At 56.5% G+C, this 18,802-nt stretch carries 13 protein-coding genes and 1 pseudogene; 9 read left to right on the top strand and 5 right to left on the bottom strand.

The window, feature by feature from the left end; genetic code table 11:
* The first annotated feature begins 163 nt into the window (after positions 1-163).
* Positions 164-1,185 (top strand): annotated as a pseudogene (locus B9Q17_RS12605) (IS110 family RNA-guided transposase).
* A gap of 324 nt (positions 1,186-1,509) precedes the next feature.
* On the opposite strand, the gene B9Q17_RS12600 reads toward B9Q17_RS12605, so the two are convergent.
* The 4 genes from B9Q17_RS12600 to B9Q17_RS12585 all read right to left on the bottom strand — a co-directional run bounded on the left by B9Q17_RS12600 (position 1,510) and on the right by B9Q17_RS12585 (position 8,107).
* Complete coding sequence (locus tag B9Q17_RS12600) at positions 1,510-2,145, bottom strand: SPOR domain-containing protein (RefSeq protein WP_094625487.1); 636 nt, start codon at positions 2,143-2,145, stop codon at positions 1,510-1,512.
* A 7-nt stretch (positions 2,146-2,152) separates the two neighbouring features.
* Complete coding sequence (gene argS / locus B9Q17_RS12595; RefSeq protein WP_094625486.1) at positions 2,153-3,838, bottom strand: arginine--tRNA ligase; 1,686 nt, start codon at positions 3,836-3,838, stop codon at positions 2,153-2,155.
* Between the two features lie 142 nt (positions 3,839-3,980).
* Positions 3,981-5,711, bottom strand: a complete 1,731-nt coding sequence (locus B9Q17_RS18075; RefSeq protein ID WP_154707641.1) for an Ig-like domain-containing protein — start codon at positions 5,709-5,711, stop codon at positions 3,981-3,983.
* A 179-nt stretch (positions 5,712-5,890) separates the two neighbouring features.
* A complete protein-coding gene (locus tag B9Q17_RS12585) occupies positions 5,891-8,107 on the bottom strand; it encodes a primosomal protein N' (protein WP_244177388.1) in 2,217 nt (738 codons plus the stop codon).
* 189 nt (positions 8,108-8,296) lie between these two features.
* Between B9Q17_RS12585 and rpmE the strand changes: the two genes are divergently transcribed.
* Positions 8,297-8,518 (top strand): 50S ribosomal protein L31, encoded by a 222-nt coding sequence (gene rpmE, locus B9Q17_RS12580; RefSeq protein ID WP_022990121.1) that lies wholly within the window; start codon positions 8,297-8,299, stop codon positions 8,516-8,518.
* 215 nt (positions 8,519-8,733) lie between these two features.
* Complete coding sequence (locus tag B9Q17_RS12575) at positions 8,734-9,999, top strand: malic enzyme-like NAD(P)-binding protein (RefSeq protein ID WP_022990122.1); 1,266 nt, start codon at positions 8,734-8,736, stop codon at positions 9,997-9,999.
* A 78-nt stretch (positions 10,000-10,077) separates the two neighbouring features.
* On the opposite strand, the gene B9Q17_RS12570 is transcribed toward B9Q17_RS12575, so the two are convergent.
* Positions 10,078-12,609, bottom strand: a complete 2,532-nt coding sequence (locus B9Q17_RS12570) for a penicillin-binding protein 1A (protein WP_094625483.1) — start codon at positions 12,607-12,609, stop codon at positions 10,078-10,080.
* A gap of 238 nt (positions 12,610-12,847) precedes the next feature.
* Here B9Q17_RS12570 and B9Q17_RS12565 point away from each other — a divergent pair, with 238 nt between their 5' ends.
* From B9Q17_RS12565 to B9Q17_RS12540, 6 genes are all read left to right on the top strand, one after another.
* Entirely contained in the window at positions 12,848-13,912 is a 1,065-nt protein-coding gene (locus B9Q17_RS12565; protein WP_094625482.1) for a pilus assembly protein PilM, read from the top strand.
* On the top strand, positions 13,912-14,475 hold the full coding sequence (locus B9Q17_RS12560; protein WP_094625481.1) for a PilN domain-containing protein: 564 nt from the start codon (positions 13,912-13,914) through the stop codon (positions 14,473-14,475). The genes B9Q17_RS12565 and B9Q17_RS12560 overlap by 1 nt, the downstream gene beginning before the upstream one ends.
* The gene (locus tag B9Q17_RS12555) at positions 14,475-15,086 is read left to right on the top strand and encodes a type IV pilus inner membrane component PilO (protein ID WP_022990126.1); all 612 of its coding nucleotides are present in this window, start codon (positions 14,475-14,477) and stop codon (positions 15,084-15,086) included. The genes B9Q17_RS12560 and B9Q17_RS12555 overlap by 1 nt, the downstream gene beginning before the upstream one ends.
* A 2-nt stretch (positions 15,087-15,088) precedes the next feature.
* On the top strand, positions 15,089-15,631 hold the full coding sequence (locus B9Q17_RS12550) for a pilus assembly protein PilP (RefSeq protein WP_022990127.1): 543 nt from the start codon (positions 15,089-15,091) through the stop codon (positions 15,629-15,631).
* 71 nt (positions 15,632-15,702) lie between these two features.
* Positions 15,703-17,430: a type IV pilus secretin PilQ gene (locus B9Q17_RS12545; protein ID WP_425268624.1), complete on the top strand. Its 1,728-nt coding sequence runs from the start codon at positions 15,703-15,705 to the stop codon at positions 17,428-17,430.
* An 89-nt stretch (positions 17,431-17,519) separates the two neighbouring features.
* Positions 17,520-18,773 (top strand): IS256 family transposase, encoded by a 1,254-nt coding sequence (locus B9Q17_RS12540; protein ID WP_011783528.1) that lies wholly within the window; start codon positions 17,520-17,522, stop codon positions 18,771-18,773.
* Positions 18,774-18,802 lie beyond the last annotated feature (29 nt).

Genomic DNA, 18,802 nt, shown 5'->3' with positions numbered 1-18,802 from the left:
TGCGGGCAGGTTTGGGGGAGGCTTTCCAAAAATGTGCGGAGCCATGGATGGCGGAGCAGAAGCGCCACATGGATGATGGGATGAACACCTCTTGTTGAGATCGGCGTCAAAGCGCCACTATTAGATGTGCGAAATCAATAGGTCAACAACAAGAGGTGTTCAGATGAACGTTACCCTAATCGGAATCGACTTGGCAAAAACTGTCTTTCAGGTTTGTGGTGTGAACCGAAGCGGCAACCCGGCGTTCAATCATCAAGTGCGCAGGAATAGGCTGATTGAGAAGTTGCTGCAGTATCCGGAAGCGACGATTGCCATGGAGGCCTGCAGTGGTTCGAACTACTGGGGTCGGGAGCTAAAGAAGCTGGGCTTTGAGGTGTTATTGATTCCGCCCCAGCATGTGAAGCCGTTTGTGAAGGGCAACAAGAACGATCGGAACGATGCCTTTGCGATTACAGAAGCTGCCCGGCGACCAAGGATGCGGTTTGTGGAACCGAGATCGCTGGAGCAAACAGACATACTGGTGCTGCATAAGCTGATCAATCGGAAGGTCCAGGCCCGGACCGCGTTGATCAATCAGATCCGGGGCTTTCTGAACGAGTACGGCGTCATCGTTGCGCCAGGCAAGGAACGATTACTCAAGGCGTTACCAGAGTTGCTGGAGGACGCGGAGAACCCACTGACCTGTGCTGCCAGAGAGGCCTTACAGAGTCTGTTGGAAGAGTGGAGAGAGGCCAATCGCCAGATACAGATGCATGAGGCGAAACTGAAGCAAACAGCCAAACAGCCAAACAGCTGGAGCCGGCACGGCGCCTGATGGGCGTGAAAGGGGTTGCGGAGAAAACGGCAACCGCGGTGGTGGCCTATGCCGGTGACGGTAAGGCCTTTAAGAGCGGGCGACACTTTGCAGCCAATCTGGGATTGGTTCCGAACGAACACTCCAGTGGCGGCAAGCAAAAGCTCGGAAGCATCACCCGTCGAGGGAATAACTATCTGCGCCGATTGTTGGTTCAGGGTGCCTGGTCGGTCATCCGATACACGGATAAAGCCACCGACCGGCTATCACGCTGGGCGGCCGGGGTTATTGAGCGCAGAGGCAAACACAAAGCGGTGATTGCCGTGGCCAACAAGTTGGCAAGAATTCTATGGGCAATGCTCTACCACCAAACGGAGTACCGGGCGGCGTAAAGCAGCACTCAAGGAGCAAAGGCACCCCACGCAAATGCGGTGAGCAATGAGTTAACAGGGTTAAACCGGCCCTTGTGAATGCTGGCGAGCACACGGAGCACCAACTCCGTACGGACGATAAGCGGCAAGGGCGCGGTTTTCATTGAGGCCAGAGTCACCGGAGTGACTCATCATAAAGGCCGGATATACGTGCGCAGTTTTACCCAGTTAACTTTTTACACCACCGAGAGCTTGGGAGGCTTGCGCAACAAGAGGTCTACATATATGTGCCGCAAGGAGCGGTTTTTGGAAAGCCTCCCCCAAACCTGCCCCATGCACCCGAGCTTAGCCTTCTTTGGGAACCTTACGCACCAAGGGCTGGATATTGATGGACACCAGCTTGTCCACAGCCGAATTCATCTGGCTGCGGGAAGTGAACGGGCCGACATTCACCCGGTACCAAATGCCGCCATTATCCTGTGTGATCTGCTGAACGTGGGCGCGAAGGCCCTGGAAGGCAATCTGGGCACGCTGGCGCTCAGCGTCTTCCTTGCTGCGGAAGGAACCGGACTGGAGGATGTAGTCGAACGCCGTTTTGGCCGGGCCCGGGGTGTACTCCTGTACTTTCGGAGGCACCACCTCAGATTCCGGCAGCATTTCATAGAAGCGGAAATTCTGCTCTTTTTGCCGGGCAGCGTCCTGCCTGGCCTTGGTGGCTGCAGGGCTTGCTTGTTGCTGGGCCGGCGCTGCCTGTTTCGGCGCTTCCGGGCCTGCAGGCAGGGTGTTCAGGTAAACAATAAAACCGATAAAGCCACCGACGGCGGCCAGAGACAGAACCCACTTCAAGGACAAACTCCCGTGCTGCCTGTGCGCAGGGGCGCTGCGCTTGGGTTTTGGCGCCTTGCGGGTGGCGGCTTTCTGCCTGGGGGCAGCGGCGCCTTTGCCCGCGGGGCGATCCTTTTTGGCGTAGTCTCTGGCCATGGCCGGCTTACATCTCTTCCGGTGCGCTCACGCCCAGCAAGTCCAGGCCGTTGGCAATCACCTGGCGTACTGCCAGGTAAAGGCTCACACGGGCGTCCCGCAGGGCTGTGTCTTCAATCAACACCTTGTGGGCGTTGTAGTAGGTGTGGAACTGGCCGGCCAGCTCACGCAGGTAGTGGGTGAGGTGGTGCGGCTCGCGCTGGGCGGCGGAATTGGCAATCAGCTCCGGGTACTTGGCCAGCTGGTTGGCCAGTTCTTTCTCTTCGTCCAGGGTCAGCAGGCTCAAATCGCCCACACATTCGTTCATGCCCCGCTGTACGCCTTCGGCCGCCAGTTTGCGCAGTACGCTGCAAATCCGGGCATGGGCATACTGGATGTAATACACCGGGTTTTCATTGGTCTGGGAGCGGGCCAGATCGATATCGAAGGTCAACTGGGAATCGACACGGCGCGCGGCCAGGAAGAAACGGGTAGCATCGCGGCCCACTTCGTCGATCAGGTCCCGAATGGTGACGTAGCTGCCGGCACGCTTGGAGATTTTCACTTCCTGGCCGGAGCGGGTCACCATTACCATCTGGTGCAGAACATAGTCCGGCCAGCCCTGGGGGATGTCGGCTTTCAGGGCCTGCAGGCCGGCGCGCACGCGGGTTACCGTGGAATGGTGGTCCGCGCCCTGTTCGTTGATCACGGTGGTAAAACCGCGCTGCCATTTATCCAGGTGGTAGGCCACATCCGGCAGGAAGTAGGTGTAGCCACCGTCTTTCTTGCGCATTACGCGGTCTTTGTCGTCGCCGAACTCGGTGGTTTTCAGCCACATGGCGCCGTCTTGCTCGTAGGTGTAGCCGTTGGCTTTCAGGCGCTCAACAGTGGCTTCTACCTTGCCGTCTTCGTACAGGGACGATTCCAGGAAATACACATCGAACTGAACGCCGAAGGCTTTAAGGTCCAGGTCCTGCTCGCGGCGCAGGTAGGCCACGGCGAATTCGCGGATGGCATCCTGGTCGTCCGGGTCGGCCTTGGCGGTTACTTCCCGGTCGTCGGCAATTACGGTTTCGCCGGCCATATAGGCGTTGGCCACGTCGACAATATAGTCGCCCCGGTAACCATCTTCCGGCCAGCTTTCATCTTCCGGCGTCAGGCCCTTAACGCGAGACTGCACCGAAAGGGCCAGATTGTTGATCTGGGCTCCGGCGTCGTTGTAGTAAAACTCCCGGGTAACGTTGTAACCGTTGGCTTCCAGCAAGCGGCACAGGCAATCGCCAATGGCGGCGCCCCGTCCGTGACCCACGTGCAGAGGGCCAGTGGGGTTGGCGGACACAAACTCGACCTGAACCTTTTCGCCGTTACCAGAGTTGTTGCGGCCGAACTGCTGTGCTTCGTTCAGGATAGTGTTCACAATGCCGAAGGCGCTGGCGGTGCTCATGAAAAAATTGATAAACCCCGGCCCGGCAATCTCCACTTTCTCCACGGCGGAGCTCTCTGGCAATGCCTCCACCAGGGCTTCGGCCAGCTTGCGAGGCGGGCAGCCGGCGGCTTTGGAGGCCACCAGGGCAATGTTACAGGCATAGTCCCCGTGGGACTTGTCTTTGGTGTTGCCCACCTGAGGGGTGAAGCTCTGGTCTGCCGGCAGTGTGCCGTCAGACTGCAGGGTCGCCAGTGCAGACTGGAGAAGCTCGGATACGGTCTCTTTCATGCTGTCGAATGACTCGGTTTGCAGAAGAATGGTTGTCAGGGCAGGGCGCCCGTTGAAAACAGAAGGTGCGTATTATCGCGGAAAGTTGGTGTGTAAGCAAAAAGCCCGGCGCTGACGCCGGGCTTTTTACTTCGTCGAGCGATTAGTCGGAAATGGTTGTCTGTAATGTGAATGCATCCCCGCCGTATGGGGCAGGTGGAGTCACCTCGACAGTGAATGTTCCTGTGCTAGGTGTGTCGTCGGCTTCAACTGTAACGCACTGGGTGACTGGACCCGTTCTATAGCTTCTTGTGGTTGTAAAGCTGCTCGGATTAACAATCGTGCCATTGGTTGTAGTGAACGCCACGTCAGTTCCGCCCGGAGGTGGGCCTGCAACAGGGTTTCCTTGCGAGTCTGAGAACATGCCCGCTATTTCCGCACAAACACTGCCGGGCGCCACAGGGGTGGTAAAGTTGATGGAGATGTTGTCGCTTGCCATGAACAGCTTTGCTGTTTGAGTAATTTCTAAAAGCGAGCTTGTGCAATTTGCTTGATTGATGCAGGCGGTTCCGTTGTATATCCCGTTCGCAACGTCGTACTGTCCGTTATCGTTGTAGTCGAAGTACTCTTCGCCACTGTCGTAAACGTTATTTCGATTTCTGTCTAGGTAGGCTTCCCCTAGGTCATCTTCTGCAACATTGAAACTATCGGTACCTGATGTGTAAATGCCATCGCTGTCCACGTCTCGATAGCTTTCTTCTCCCACAGTTCTAGCAAGAATTAATACGACCCCGTCATTGCTTCTAGGGTTTTGGCTTATCCATTCAATTGAACAAGCTCCGTCGGACAGTGTGCACTCGCTTTGCACGGAGCCAGCGTTCGTAAGGAAGTTTACGACAGCGTCGGTAATTCGATTGTTATTGCGGTCGGCCGCACGAATGGTGATGCCGACCGGAACGCCATCGTAGTTGCGAGCATTGGGAAGAAAGTTTTCTTCAATTGAAATTGAAAAACTGTCTTGGTCTGGAATTGTCGCGCTGATCGATATCGGAGCAGAAGTGGTTTGAATTGAAGAGCCCGCATCGGGGCTGTATGTGGCTGTTACGCTAACTACCGCTGGGACAGTGCCGGCATTTACACGAGTGGTCGCTAACCCGTTCTCATCAGTTTCAGTTGACGACTGGGAGAGTGTTATTCCCCCGACAGTTGTTGACAGCTCAAAGGTTACGGTTTCGCCAGTTGTAATAGGTTGGCCGTTATTGTCATTAAGTCTGAAGGTTACTTCGGATACGCTTGGTCTGCTGCTGTTTGAGTTTCCTGCAAGAGCGATGGAGTCTGGCTCAACGCTAACGAACTCGAGTCCTCCTATTACTGGAGGTGCTACCGTTATGGTTGCGTTGGCAGTTGCGCCATTTTGCAGCCTAGCGGTAATCGTATCTTGGCCAGCGCAGCCCGCTTCGTACGTTGTTGCAAACGTTCCCGAGGCGGACGTTACTTGGGGATCAAAGGAGGCGCTGGAGCACAAAGATGACAGTGTGACAGTAGTCGGTTCGGCATTGTAGATTGCGTTACTATTGTTAGCGTCAACAACATTGAACTCAAGTCTAGTGGTGCCGCCGGCGGAAAGGTTTGTCGCGGATAGTGTCATTTGTCCCGCTTGAAAGCTCGAACCACTGCCCGTTCCTAGCTCTAACGAGATCGTTTGATTGTTGTCACCACCTGTGCTGCCGTCCCCTGATGTGGAGTCACCTTGATTGGGGCCAGATGCCAGCGGCGTTGAGCTATCGTCCCCACCACAGGCGGTCAAGATTAAAGCCAGCGATAATGCCGACATACGCGCAAGGAATTTCCATGCCATTTTATTTCTCCAGTTTTCATCGACAGCAAAAGCCATAAACCTGCGCATTCCCGCACGAGAACCGCAACCTCAGGTTTTGATCCAAGAGTAGTGGTTATAGTGCTGAAAATCATAGCACAGTCAGTTCAAACTGAATGAGTATGAATGGTGAATTCTGAAAAAGATTGTAACGAATTGCAGAATATGGACTGTGTCACGATTCGGGATGATGATCTTCAGCCAGTCTCCTGAGGGTCAACATCAACAATCCATTTGGTGCTCGCTGGCAGCTTGCATTGGTCCAGGTACTGGCAAATGTGAGTAAGCAGATGGTTGAGTTGGCGCCGGTGGTTACTGCACAGGATCAGCTGCGCCCGGTGTCGGTCGGCTTTGCGTGCAATTACCGCCGGTAGCGGCCCCCAGGTTTCTATGCCGTTCGCGGCCGTCATTGGTTTAATGCTGTCTAACAGTTGCAGGCTTGCCTGCATGGTGTCGGCTTCCGCGCGGAGTATGGCCATGGCGCGGAATGGTGGCAGGGCGCCGGTTTGGCGTTCAGTCAGAAGTTGGTCTGCCAGAGCGGCATAATTACCCTGGCAGAGCGATTTCAACAGCGGGTGGTCGCTGTGGCAGGTCTGGATAAGCACTTTGCCGGGTTTTTCGCCCCGGCCAGCGCGGCCGCTCACTTGCAAAAGTGTCTGCACCATCTGTTCCGGCGCCCGAAAATCGACACTGAACAGGCCACCATCGGCGTTGACGACGGCAACCAGGGTCACGTTGGGAAAGTCATGGCCCTTGGCGAGCATCTGGGTGCCCACCAGTATGCAGGGCGCACCGCTGTTAACCTGAGCCAGTATATTCTGGATACTCCCTTTGCGCTGGGTGCTGTCCCTGTCTACCCGTACAATGGGGGTGTCCGGAAACTGTTCGGCCAGGGTTTCTTCGGTGCGCTCTGTGCCCTGGCCTACGGGTTTGAAATTTTCACTCCGGCATTTGGGGCAGCTGTGGCTTGCGGCCATCTGGAAGTCGCAGTGATGGCAACGCATGGCTCTGTCCCGGCGATGGTATGTCAGTCGGGTATCGCAGCGCGGGCATTCCTCCATGTGGCCACAATCGAAGCACATCATGATGGGGGCGAATCCCCGCCGGTTCACAAATACCAGTGCCTGCTCACCTCGTGCCAGCGTTTCCTTTATAGCGTTCAGGGTGGGGCGCGAGAGGCCGGCTTCCAGAGGGCGGCTGCGGATGTCGAGCAGCTCCACTTCCGGAGGTGAGGCATTGCCAGCCCGTTGTTCCAGGCGGATAAGGTGGTATTTGCCTTGCTTGGCGTTGTGCCAGGATTCCAGCGAAGGCGTTGCTGAGCCCAGGATGACGGGGCATTGATTCAGGTGAGCCCGATAGACAGCAACGTCCCGCCCCGAGTAGCGAAACCCTTCGCCCTGCTTGTAGGAGTTGTCATGTTCTTCGTCCACAACAATGGCGCGAAGGTTCGTGAACGGCAGCAAGACGGCGGAGCGGGTGCCGATCAGAATAACCGGTTCCCCATGTCGGATTCTCAGCCAGGTAGCCAGGCGTTCGCTGTCGTTCAGGGCCGAGTGCCAGGCCACAATCCGGTTGCCGAAGTAACGCCGGAAGCGCTCGAGGGTCTGGGGCGTGAGGTTGATTTCGGGAACCAGTACCAGAGCCTGTTGGTCGTCCCGCAGTTTTTGTGTCAGGTAATGAAGATAGAGCTCGGTCTTGCCGCTCCCGGTGATGCCATAAAGAAGTGTGGCACTGAAGCGATCTGTAACCTGTGGTAATTCTTTGGCCGCTGCCAGTTGCGCGGGTGAGAGTCTGGGGCCGTCTACTGTGGCGATGCTTTCGCTGGAAGTCGGATGCTGTGGATCGCTCAGTTCGATAAGGCCTTTATCGTGAAGGCTTTTGATCTGAGGGCGGTTGAAGCCGGCTTTAACCAGTTCGCCGGTCGATATGCCGGGGGCGCGCTGGATGGCTTCCAGCAAGGCTTTCTGTCGATGGGCGTTGGCCGGCAGTGGGGCGATGTTTTGGGTGCCTTGCCAGTGTTCATCCTGTTTCTGCTGTGACGGCCGGCCTCGGCGTAATGCGGGAGGCAGAGCGGTGAACAGGCACTCACCCAAGGGGTGCTGATAGTAGTCGCTGGCCCAGCTAAGGAGTTGGAAGGTGGCTGTGGGTAAGGCGAGCCACGGCTCCAGCACTTCCAGGATCGGCTTGAGGGTAATGCCGTCTGGTGGTGTCACGCCGGTTTCCACCACAAGGCCGGTCAGGGTTTGCCTGCCAAAGGGTACTTTCACGCGTTGCCCGGGTGAGACTGTCATGGTCTCCGGGATTCGGTAATCAAAGAGTCGCCGGAGCGGACGATTCAGGGCGATGCGAGCGGTTGAGGGCCGTGTCACGGTAACTGCGTATCCTGAAAGCGGGCAAAAGTAGGCTGGTTGCATGGTATCCGGACTGTTCCGGATGGCCAAGATACTTGCCTGTGGTCGGGTTTGTCAGTAAGATTTGCGGTCTGTTTCTGGCCGGGCTTGATTGTGCACGGTCTTTTCAATTGATTCAAACATGCGGTGCCTGGCTAAATCCGCCCTTTACGGCGGGTGATCAGGTAGCGGCATGACCGAAAGAGGTTCGCCATGAAAGAAGGTATTCACCCGAAGTACGAAGATATCACCGCTACCTGTTCCTGCGGTAACGTGATCAAGACCCGTTCTACTGTTGGTCACGACCTGCAGCTGGACGTTTGCTCCCAGTGCCACCCGTTCTACACTGGCAAGCAGAAGGTTATGGATACCGGTGGTCGTATCGATCGCTTCCAGAAGCGTTTCGGCAGCCGGATCGGCGGCAAGAAAGACTGATCATTGCCGCAATGCTGAAAAAAGCGCCTTCGGGCGCTTTTTTTGTGCCTGCAGATCAGGCCCCTTTGCTGCTGCATACGCAAAATGCCCTATTGACTGATTGTAAAATGTTCGATTTCGGCTTGTCGTTTCGGGTCGGGCGCGCCATAATGGCGCGCTCCGCTGGCTAGGTCCGGCGGTATTTACCTTTAAACGTGACAAACGGAACAGTGGCAATGTCTCAAGATCTGAAAGAAGCAGCCCTTGAATATCACGCCAAACCGCGGCCGGGTAAGCTGAGTGTTGAAATCACCAAGCCAACCGAAACTGCCCGCGATCTTTCCCTGGCGTACAGCCCCGGGGTTGCCGAACCGGTCCGCGAGATCGCGAAGGACCCCGAGAATGCATACAAATACACAGCCAAGGGTAACCTGGTAGCCGTTATTTCTGACGGTACTGCCATCCTGGGTCTGGGTAATCTCGGCCCCCTGGCGAGCAAGCCGGTAATGGAAGGCAAGGGCGTACTGTTCAAGCGCTTTGCCGGAATCGACGTATTCGATATCGAAGTCAATTCCGAAAGCCCGCAAGCGTTTATTGAAACTGTTGAGCGTATCGCAGATACCTTCGGCGGCATCAACCTGGAAGACATCAAGGCACCCGAGTGCTTCGAGATCGAGCGCGCTCTGATCGAAAAGTGCAATGTGCCCATCTTCCACGATGACCAGCACGGTACTGCCATCGTAACTGCAGCCGGCATGATCAATGCCCTTGAGCTGCAGGGCAAGAAAATCGAAGAAGCCAAGGTGGTTTGTCTGGGCGCCGGTGCGGCCGCAATCGCCTGTATGAAGCTGTTGGTCAGCTGCGGTATCCGCTCTGAAAACATCTACATGCTCGACCGTAAGGGTGTGATCCACTCTGGTCGTGACGATCTGAACCAGTATAAGGCGATGTTCGCGAACGAGACGGACAAGCGCACCCTGGACGACGCTATCGACGGTGCTGATGTATTCCTGGGTCTCTCCGGCCCGGACCTGTTGGGTGCCGAGCAGCTGGCCAAGATGGCTCCGAACCCGATCGTGTTTGCCTGCTCCAACCCGGATCCGGAAATCAGCCCGGCAGTGGCCATGGCTACCCGTGATGACCTGATCATGGCGACCGGTCGCTCTGACTATCCGAACCAGGTAAACAACGTACTGGGCTTCCCGTTCATTTTCCGTGGCGCGCTGGACGTTCGTGCAACCGCCATCAACGAGGAAATGAAAGTGGCCGCTGTTCACGCCATCCGTGAGCTGGCCAAGGAGCCGGTACCCCAGGAAATCTGTGCCGCTTACGGTGTAGATAGCCTGGAGTTTGGCAAGGAATACATCATTCCCAAGCCGATGGATGTTCGTCTGCTGGAAGTGGTTCCTGCTGCTGTGGCCCGTGCTGCGGTAGACTCCGGTGTAGCTGGTCTGCCTTACCCGGCCCACTACCCGCTGAAGTCCATGGACGACATCATCTGATTGCGATGTAGTCTGGCTTCATAAAAAAACCGGCGGAGATCCCGCCGGTTTTTTTGTGTCTGTATCTTCGCTTTTCGGTTAGAAAATCTGCCGTGACAAGCCTTCAGATTCTCCGTTCAGTCCGGAGCCGTTGTCGTCTGCAGAAAGCGGGGCCGGCACGTCTTCTTCCTTGAACAGCTCGAACACTCCGTCTTCTCCCGGCCGTGCCCGCTCACCGGTCTGCGGATTAATGCGGATGCTGGCAAGGCCGTTTGGCCGGTCCATAGTGGCGGCAGGCGCATCCTTCAGCGCGACTTTCATGTAATCCAGCCACACCGGCAGGGCGGTGCTGGCACCATATTCGGCGCGACCAAGCGGGGCTGGCTGATCAAAGCCGACCCATACGGTTGTTGCCATGTCGTGGTTGAAGCCGGCAAACCAGGTGTCTTTCTGCTCGTTGGTTGTACCGGTTTTGCCCGCCAGGTCACTGCGCTCAAGGGCCAGTGCGCGGCGACCGGTACCCCGGCGGATGACGTCCTGCATGATCGAATGCAGGATGTACACGGACCGCTCATCGGCCAGCCGGCGCATTACCCGTGGCCCTTCGGGTTCGTCTGCAGAGGCGGGCAGTGCCATGCCTTCGGTATCGGGAAGCTCGTCGGTCTGGATGTCTGTGGCGTTCTCGTTTTCCGCCAGCTGATCGCAGTTACTGTCGCACAGTATGGTTTCCGGTGCTTCGTATACCACGGTGCCGTCAGATTCCTCGATGCGTTCGATCAGGTACGGTTGTACATCGTAGCCCCCGTTGGCGATAACCGCGAAGGCCCTGGCCAGTTCCATCGGAGTCAGCAAGCCACTGCCCAGAGACAGTGACAGGTTGGATGGCATGTTGTTGGTCGGTACCTTCAGCTGGCGCAGGTAATCCAGGGTCGTCTGAATGCCCAGGTCCCGAAGCAGGCGAATAGATACCAGGTTCCGTGAGCGATAGAGGCCCTCACGCAAGGTGGTGGGGCCGTAGAATTGCCCTGATGAATTCTGGGGGCGCCAGGTGTCTTCCAGTTCCGAGTCATCGAAAACAATCGGCGCGTCATTATAAAGGGTGGCCGGTGTGCGGCCGTTTTCCAGGGCCGCCAGGTACAGGAACGGCTTGAACGTAGAGCCCGGCTGGCGCTGGGCCTGGGTGGCACGGTTGTATTTGCTCTGGCTGAAGCTGTAGCCGCCGGCCAGGGCTTCGATGGCACCGGTTTTTGCGGTCAGTGAGATCAGGGCGCCTTCCACTTTTGGTGCCTGGGCAAGGGCCGCTTTCAGGGTGCCGGCACCCGCGTCTTCGGGATCCGGCTGATCGTCATTGGCCTCTGGCAGTTCGGTGACCTGCGGCAGCTCCAGGATCTTCGTGTAAATCACGTCACCGACGCTCACCACGTCTGACGGCTTTTTCGGTTCCGGGCCGGTCAGGTTTTCGGTGCGGTACCGCTTGGCCCAGGTCATGGTGTCGAAGCCTATGATACCGGTGCCCAGTCTTCGCAGCTGGGCATGCACTTCACCGGCCTCATCGTCGATGCGGGTAACCACGGCGGGCACCAGTGACTCCACTTGCGGATAGTTGAGCAGTTGTCGGGAAATTTCGTCGCCTGACAGGTCGCTCACATCAATCTGGCCGATCGCGCCACGGAACCCGTGGCGGCGGTCATAGTCTTCCAGGCCCGCCTGCAGGGCTTCGGTGGCAGCCTGCTGCTTCTCACTATCCACGGTGAGGGTTACGCTGTAGCCGTCGGTGTAGGTTTCCTCACCAAATCTGCGAACCATTTCGGCGCGGGCCATCTCGGCCAGGTAGTCGGCGTTAACTTCGGTTTCCCTGGTGTTGTAGCTGGCTGTAATAGGTGCGTCTTTGGCAAGGGCCCAGGCTTCTTCGCTGATGTATCCCAGATCTTTCATCCGGCCAAGAATCCAGTCCCGGCGAATCAACGCCCGCTCTGGGTTTGCTAGCGGGTTATAGGCAGAAGGTGCCTTGGGCAGGCCTGCCAGCATGGCCATCTGGGCAAGCGAGAGTTCGTTAACCGGTTTGTCGTAATACACCTGCGCTGCCGCTGCGATACCATAGGCCCGGTTACCCAGATAAATCTTGTTCAGGTACAGCTCGAAGATCTGTTCTTTGTTCAGTTCACGTTCAATCTGAAGTGCCAGCAGTATCTCGTTGAACTTGCGGATGAAGGTGCGGTCCCGTGACAAAAAGTAATTTTTTGCAACCTGCATGGTGATGGTGCTTCCGCCAGACTGGATTTCGCCGGTGGAGATCAGTTCGATGGCAGCCCGCACCAGGCCTTTGATGTCTACCCCGAAGTGGTCGTAAAAGCGGGAGTCTTCAGCGGCCATAAAGGCTTGTAACTGAATTGTAGGGATCTGTTCTATTGTGACCGGTGCCCTTCTCTTTTCGCCGAATTCTGCTATTAATCTGTTGTCTTTGCTATACACCCTCAGCGGCGTCTGCAGCTTTACGTCCAGCAGCTGGTCAACATCCGGCAGGTTGGGGCGAAGGTAAAGGTAGAAGCTGGAGGCAACAATAACAGCGACACTCAGGCCGGTGAGAATGAACCAGGCTAAAACACGAGATGTACGCAGCAGATTAGACATTTTTTTCTGACAACAGTTGGATATAGGTCTATTATTTGAGAAATTGCTTTAGGAAGGCTTGGGTGGCCTTTCCAACCTGCAATCGCTCCTGAATAAATAAGAGAGTGCATTGTAGACGCAAAAAAAAAGAAATTCTCTTACATAAAAAACAGATAGCGCAATTCTGGGACAGCTACCGGAACTCAGGAGCTCCAGGGTTGCACAGCCGGGTGTATTCAACCAGGTATAGGGTGAGCGCGTGTTCGGATTACCAGGAAAAAAATCCAGTGCTGTGCTGGGCGTGGATATCAGCTCCAGTTCAGTGAAGCTGCTCGAGCTGTCGAAACATGGCAGTCGTTATCGGGTCGAAAGCTATGCCGTAGAGCCGTTGCCGGCTGATGCGGTAGTCGAGAAAAATATCACCAACGTCGAAGCTGTGGGCGAAGTGCTCAAGCGGGTGGCGTCCAAGTCCCACACCAGCGTCAAACAAGCTGCTGTCGCGGTGTCCGGTTCGGCGGTCATCACCAAGATCATCGAAATGGACAGTGGCCTTAACGAGTTCGAGATGGAAGACCAGATCGGCCTCGAAGCAGATCAGTACATTCCTTATCCGCTGGATGAAGTGGCCCTGGATTTTGAGGTTCAGGGGCCTTCCGAATCTAACCCGGACAAAGTAGAAGTGCTCCTGGCGGCTTGTCGGAAAGAGAACGTGGATGTCCGGGAAGATGTGCTTGAAATCGCCGGCCTGAAATCCAAGATCGTCGACGTTGAAGCCAATGCCCTTGAGCGCGCTTACACCCTGATCGAACAACAGCTCGATGGGCAGGGCGAGGAAATGGTCGTTGCCATTGTCGACCTGGGTGCCACCATGACCACGCTTAGCGTTCTCGCCGGCGGCACGACGGTTTATACCCGTGAACAAATCTTCGGTGGCCGCCAGCTGACGGAAGAAATCCAGCGCCGCTATGGCGTGTCGTTCGAGGAAGCCGGCCTGGCCAAGAAAAAGGGCGGGCTGCCGGACGACTACGAAGAAGAAGTACTTGGCCCCTTCCGGGAAGCCGTGGTTCAGCAGGCTGCCCGCGCACTGCAATTCTTCTTCGGTGCCAGCCAGTACAACTCGGTGGATTATGTGGTGCTGGCAGGTGGAACCGCTTCTATACAGGGGCTGGTTGAAATGGTTGAAGAAAAAACCGGTACCCGGACCCTGGTGGCCAACCCCTTCGCCGATATGTCGATCGGCTCCCGGGTAAACGCCTCAGCCCTGAGCAATGATGCCCCGTCGTTGATGATTGCCTGTGGTCTGGCAATGAGGAGTTTCGACTGATGGCAAAAATTAACCTCAGGCCCTGGCGGGAAGAACTGCGGGCTGAAAAACAGAAACAGTTCGTGGTGATGATTCTGGGCGCAGCGATTATCGCCGCAGGCCTGGCATTCCTCTGGAAGAGCGACATGGATAACCGGATTGCCTACCAGCAGTCCCGTAATGCCTACATCGAAACTGCCGGTAAGGAACTGGATAAGCAGATCAAAGAGATTGAAAACCTCAAGCGGCAACGCGACGAGCTGCTGGCTCGTATGCAGGTCATCCAGGATCTGCAGGGCAAGCGCCCTGTTATTGTCCGGGTATTTGACGAGCTGGTGCGCACGTTGCCCGATGGCCTGTTCTTTACGGACCTGAAGCGGTCGGGGGATCGGATCGATATCGTTGGCATGGCCGAGTCCAACAGTCGCATTTCGAACCTGATGCGCCGCTTTGACGAGTCTGACTGGTTTACCAGTCCGAACCTGTCCAACGTGGCTGTGGCAGACGATCGCCGTGCCGGATACAGCCAGTTCAACCTCTCTGTGCAGCAAAAAACTCCAGAGCCCGAAGGGGAGGATAAATAATGAGCCTCGCGGACTCACTTAAAAGCCTGAATGAATTCGATATCAATGACCTTGATATCAATAACGCGGGTATCTGGCCTGCGCCGGTCAAGGCGATTGTTGCGCTGATAGTCTTCGGCCTGATTCTTGGTGGTGGCTACTGGTTCTTTATCAAGGATCAGTATGCCCAGCTTGACCGCGTCGAAAAGCAGGAGCAGGAGCTCAAGCAGCAGTACGAGCAAAAAGCCTATCAGGTGGCGAACCTGGACGTGTTCAAGGCCCAGATGGCCGAGATGGAGGAAACCTTCGGAGCGCTGGTGCGTCAGCTACCCAGTGAAACGGAAGTTCCGGGCCTGCTTGAGGACATCACCAATACGGCGTTGGGTAATGGCCTGGCGCTGCAGGAAGTGAAGCTGCAGCCGGAACAGCGCCGGGACTTCTACTCGGAGCTGCCGATTAACATCCGGGTTTCGGGCGCCTACCACGAGCTTGCCTCTTTCGTCAGCAGTGTGGCCAGCCTGCCGCGGATCGTTACATTGCACGATTTAACCATCAAACCAATCAGCGGAGAGGGTGACCAGCTTGATATGCAGGTTGTTGCCCGTACCTACCGCTACCGGGCTGGAGAGTGAGCATGACAGGAAAGCATGCGGGAAAAGCCTGGCTGGGTGTGTGTCTGGCCTCTTTGCTGACGGCTTGTTCCCAGGGAAACGGTTTCTCTGATCTGGACAAGTTTATGGCGGATACCCGGGCCAAGCCCCGGGGCCACGTTGAGCCCCTGCCGGAATTCAAGGCCTACGAGGCATTCAGTTATTCGGCAGCCGATCGGAGAGCGCCGTTCGAGCCGCCCATCGATGTACAGCTGACCATGGCCGATGAAGAACCGGTGAGTGACGTAGAGCCGGACCTCGATCGACCGAAAGAAGTACTTGAGAACTTTGACCTTAAATCACTTGGAATGGTCGGTACTCTGCAAGGCGTGGATGGCAACCTGTTCGCGTTAATACGGGACAACGAAGGTGGGATTCACCGGGTCCGCACCGGTAACTACATGGGCCAGAATTATGGCCGGGTGGTTGGCGTGAGCGACACCCGGATCGAGCTGGTGGAAATCGTTCCGAACGGCCGGGGTGGTTGGGTCGAGCGCCCGCGCTCCCTGTCCCTGGATGAAGGATGAGGCAGGGGAGCGGCAAAAACATGAATGACAGAAACATGCACGAACAAAAAGTTGTGGGATCGAGGCTAGCGATGTTCAAAAAACTCAATGTCTGTGTCGGCGTGATTGCCATCGGGTTATGGAGTAGCCTGGCCGGAGCGGTCACGCTGGAAGGCGTATCGTTTACGTCGCTGCCGGGGGAAGGCCTCGAGGTGACCATGAAGTTCGATGGTGCCCCGCCCGAACCTAAGGGTTATACCATCGAGCGTCCTGCACGGATCGCCGTAGACCTGTCGGATACCACCAGCGGCCTCAATCAGCGCAGCATTCCGCTGGGTAGCGGAAATGCCCAGAGCCTGACGGTCGTGGAAACCAAGGACCGCACCCGGTTGATCTTCAACCTGGTGGAGCTGGTGCCTCATGAAACGGTTCGCAACAATAACTCGCTGGTGATGACCATTGGTGGAGGCGGTTCAGCGCCTGTGGCGAGCTCCCGCTCGGCACAGCCCCAGTCAGCGCCAGTTGCCTCAACCTCATCTTCCAATGCGCTGGCAGATGTGGATTTCCGCCGGGGCAAAGACGGTGAAGGCCGGGTGATTGTGGATCTCGGCAGCACCAAGGCCGCTGTAAACCTGACTGAGCTTGGTGGCCGTATCCGGCTGACCATGCCGGACCTGGAGGTGCCTGCCAACCTGCGCCGTCGCCTGGATGTTTCCGACTTCGCCACTCCGGTAACCCGAATCGATACCTTTGTTGAAGATGGCAATGCGGTGATCGAAATCCGTCCGGAAGGCGATTATGACTACATTGCCTACCAGTCTGGCCGGGAGTTTACGGTCAGTGTTGAAGAGCTTTCCCAGGAAGAAGCAGAAATCCGCCGTGAAGAGAAGTTCCCGTACACCGGTGAGAAACTGTCCCTGAACTTCCAGGATATTGAAGTGCGCTCTGTACTTCAGCTGATTGCCGATTTCACCGGCCTGAACCTGGTGGCCAGTGACACTGTGGGTGGCAGCATTACCCTGCGCTTGCAGAATGTACCCTGGGATCAGGCGCTGGATCTGATTCTTAAAACCAAGGGCCTGGACAAGCGCCAGATTGGCAACGTTCTTCTGGTAGCGCCGGCAGACGAAATTGCCGCCCGTGAAAAACTTGAGCTGGAAACCACCAAGCAGATCGCTGAGCTGGCCCCGGTTCGTCTGGATATTATCCAGGTGAACTACGCCAAGGCAGATGAAGTCGTTGAGCTTATTCGAGCAGACGCGGAGTTGATTTCTTCCAGAGGCTTTGTTTCGTCTGACAAGCGTACTAACACAATTACCATTCGAGAAACCGCTGACAAGCTGGAAGAAATCCGTCGCTTAGTAACGACTTGGGACGTGCCCGTGCGCCAGGTTTCTATCGAAGCGCGTATTGTTCGGGCCCAAACCAGTGTGGCCGAAGACATCGGTGTTCGCTGGGGTGGTGCGGCTTACAACGTCGACGGTGATGATGTTGTAACCATCGGCGGCTCGCTGGGCACCCTGCAGGAAGCTCGTGACGCAGCAAGCGGTGGTAGCAATACCATTTCCTTCCCGGGTGCCTTGGGTGTTGATCTTGGCGTCTCCGGTGACGGCGCATCCTCCTTCGCAATCGGCTGGGGCAGTGATGACTTCCTGGTAGATCTGGAACTGTCAGCCCTCGAAAGCGATGGCCGTGCAGAGGTGGTTTCCCAGCCGCGGGTTGTGACTGCGGACCGCCAGACTGCGTCAATCAAGTCCGGTGAGGAGATTCCCTACCAGGAAGCAACCTCAAGCGGTGCGACCAACGTAGAGTTATGGTGATTTCTGGTGTATGGAAGCAGGCTGAAAGGATGGCGTATCCTGTTGGTTGATCACCACCAAGATCACAACCAACAGAGGATGGATACGCCATGTCCAAGTCTAACCTGCATGCTCTTTCACAACCAGAGGCGACCACGAACGATCCCTTGCACGATCTGATCCGACAGGGTGCCCGTGACCTGATTGCGCGGGCTGTCGAGTCTGAGCTTCAGGGGCTACTGGATCAGTATGCCGATGTATTGACACCCGATGGTCGCAAGGCGGTAGTCCGAAACGGTCATTTACCAAAGCGAACCATTCAGACAGGCGTTGGAGATGTTGACGTTCAGGTGCCCAAGGTCCGGGACCGCAGCGGCTCCGGCATTCGCTTCAACAGTCAGCTCCTGCCACCGTATTTGAAGCGGGCCCAGAGTCTGGATGAACTCATCCCCTGGCTCTACCTGCGCGGTGTCTCCTCTGGCAATTTTCAGGAGGCCCTGAGTGCCTTGGTCGGCGAGCAGGCCAAGGGCCTGTCCGCCAACACGGTGTCACGGCTCAAGGCACGGTGGCTGAAGGAGCACGAGGATTGGCGTCGCCGTGACCTGGGCCAGAAGCGCTACGTCTACTGGTGGGCAGACGGTGTCTACAGCAATGTTCGTCTGGATGATCGACTTTGCCTGCTGGTGATTATCGGGGTCACAGAGCATGGCCACAAGGAGCTGGTCGCGGTGGAAGATGGCCACCGCGAGTCCGAAGCCAGCTGGCGAGAGCTGCTCACCGGCTTGCGTGAACGTGGCCTGGACAATGCGCCCAAGCTGGCCGTAGGCGACGGGGCTTTGGGCTTCTGGAAAGCGCTGAGCAAGGTGTTTCCGGATACCCGGCACCAGAGGTGCTGGGTTCACAAGACTGCCAACGTGCTGGACAAGCTGCCCAAGTCCGTACAGCCGAAGGTGAAGTCAGACCTGCATGAGATCTATCTGGCGGAGACCCGTGATGGCGCTCACAAAGCCTTTGACAGCACGTTAAGGCGATTCCGGGACAAGTACCCGAAGGCCATGGAAAACCTCGAAAAAGACCGGGATGAACTGCTGGCCTTTTACGATTTCCCGGCAGCGCACTGGATTCACTTGAGGACCACGAATCCCATTGAGTCCACCTTCGCCACAGTCAGGCTGAGGACCAAGCGAAGCCGGTCCTGTGGCAACCGCGACACTACGTTATCGATGGTATTTAAATTGCTCCAATCCGCCCAGAAACGCTGGAAGCGGATCAAGGGGTTTAACCAACTGAAGCTGGTCGTGAATAACGTTCAGTTTCGGGATGGAGAACGGGTGGATGATCAATCCGGCAGAGACGCCGCCTGATGCTCATACACCAGATTTGACAATAACTC

Origin of the sequence: Marinobacter vinifirmus (genome assembly GCF_002258215.1) — a bacterium.
In the GTDB taxonomy this organism is placed as follows: Bacteria; Pseudomonadota; Gammaproteobacteria; order Pseudomonadales; family Oleiphilaceae; genus Marinobacter; species Marinobacter vinifirmus.
Note: the sequence above shows the minus strand (reverse complement) of the source record. Positions and strands in the feature narration are given on the sequence as shown.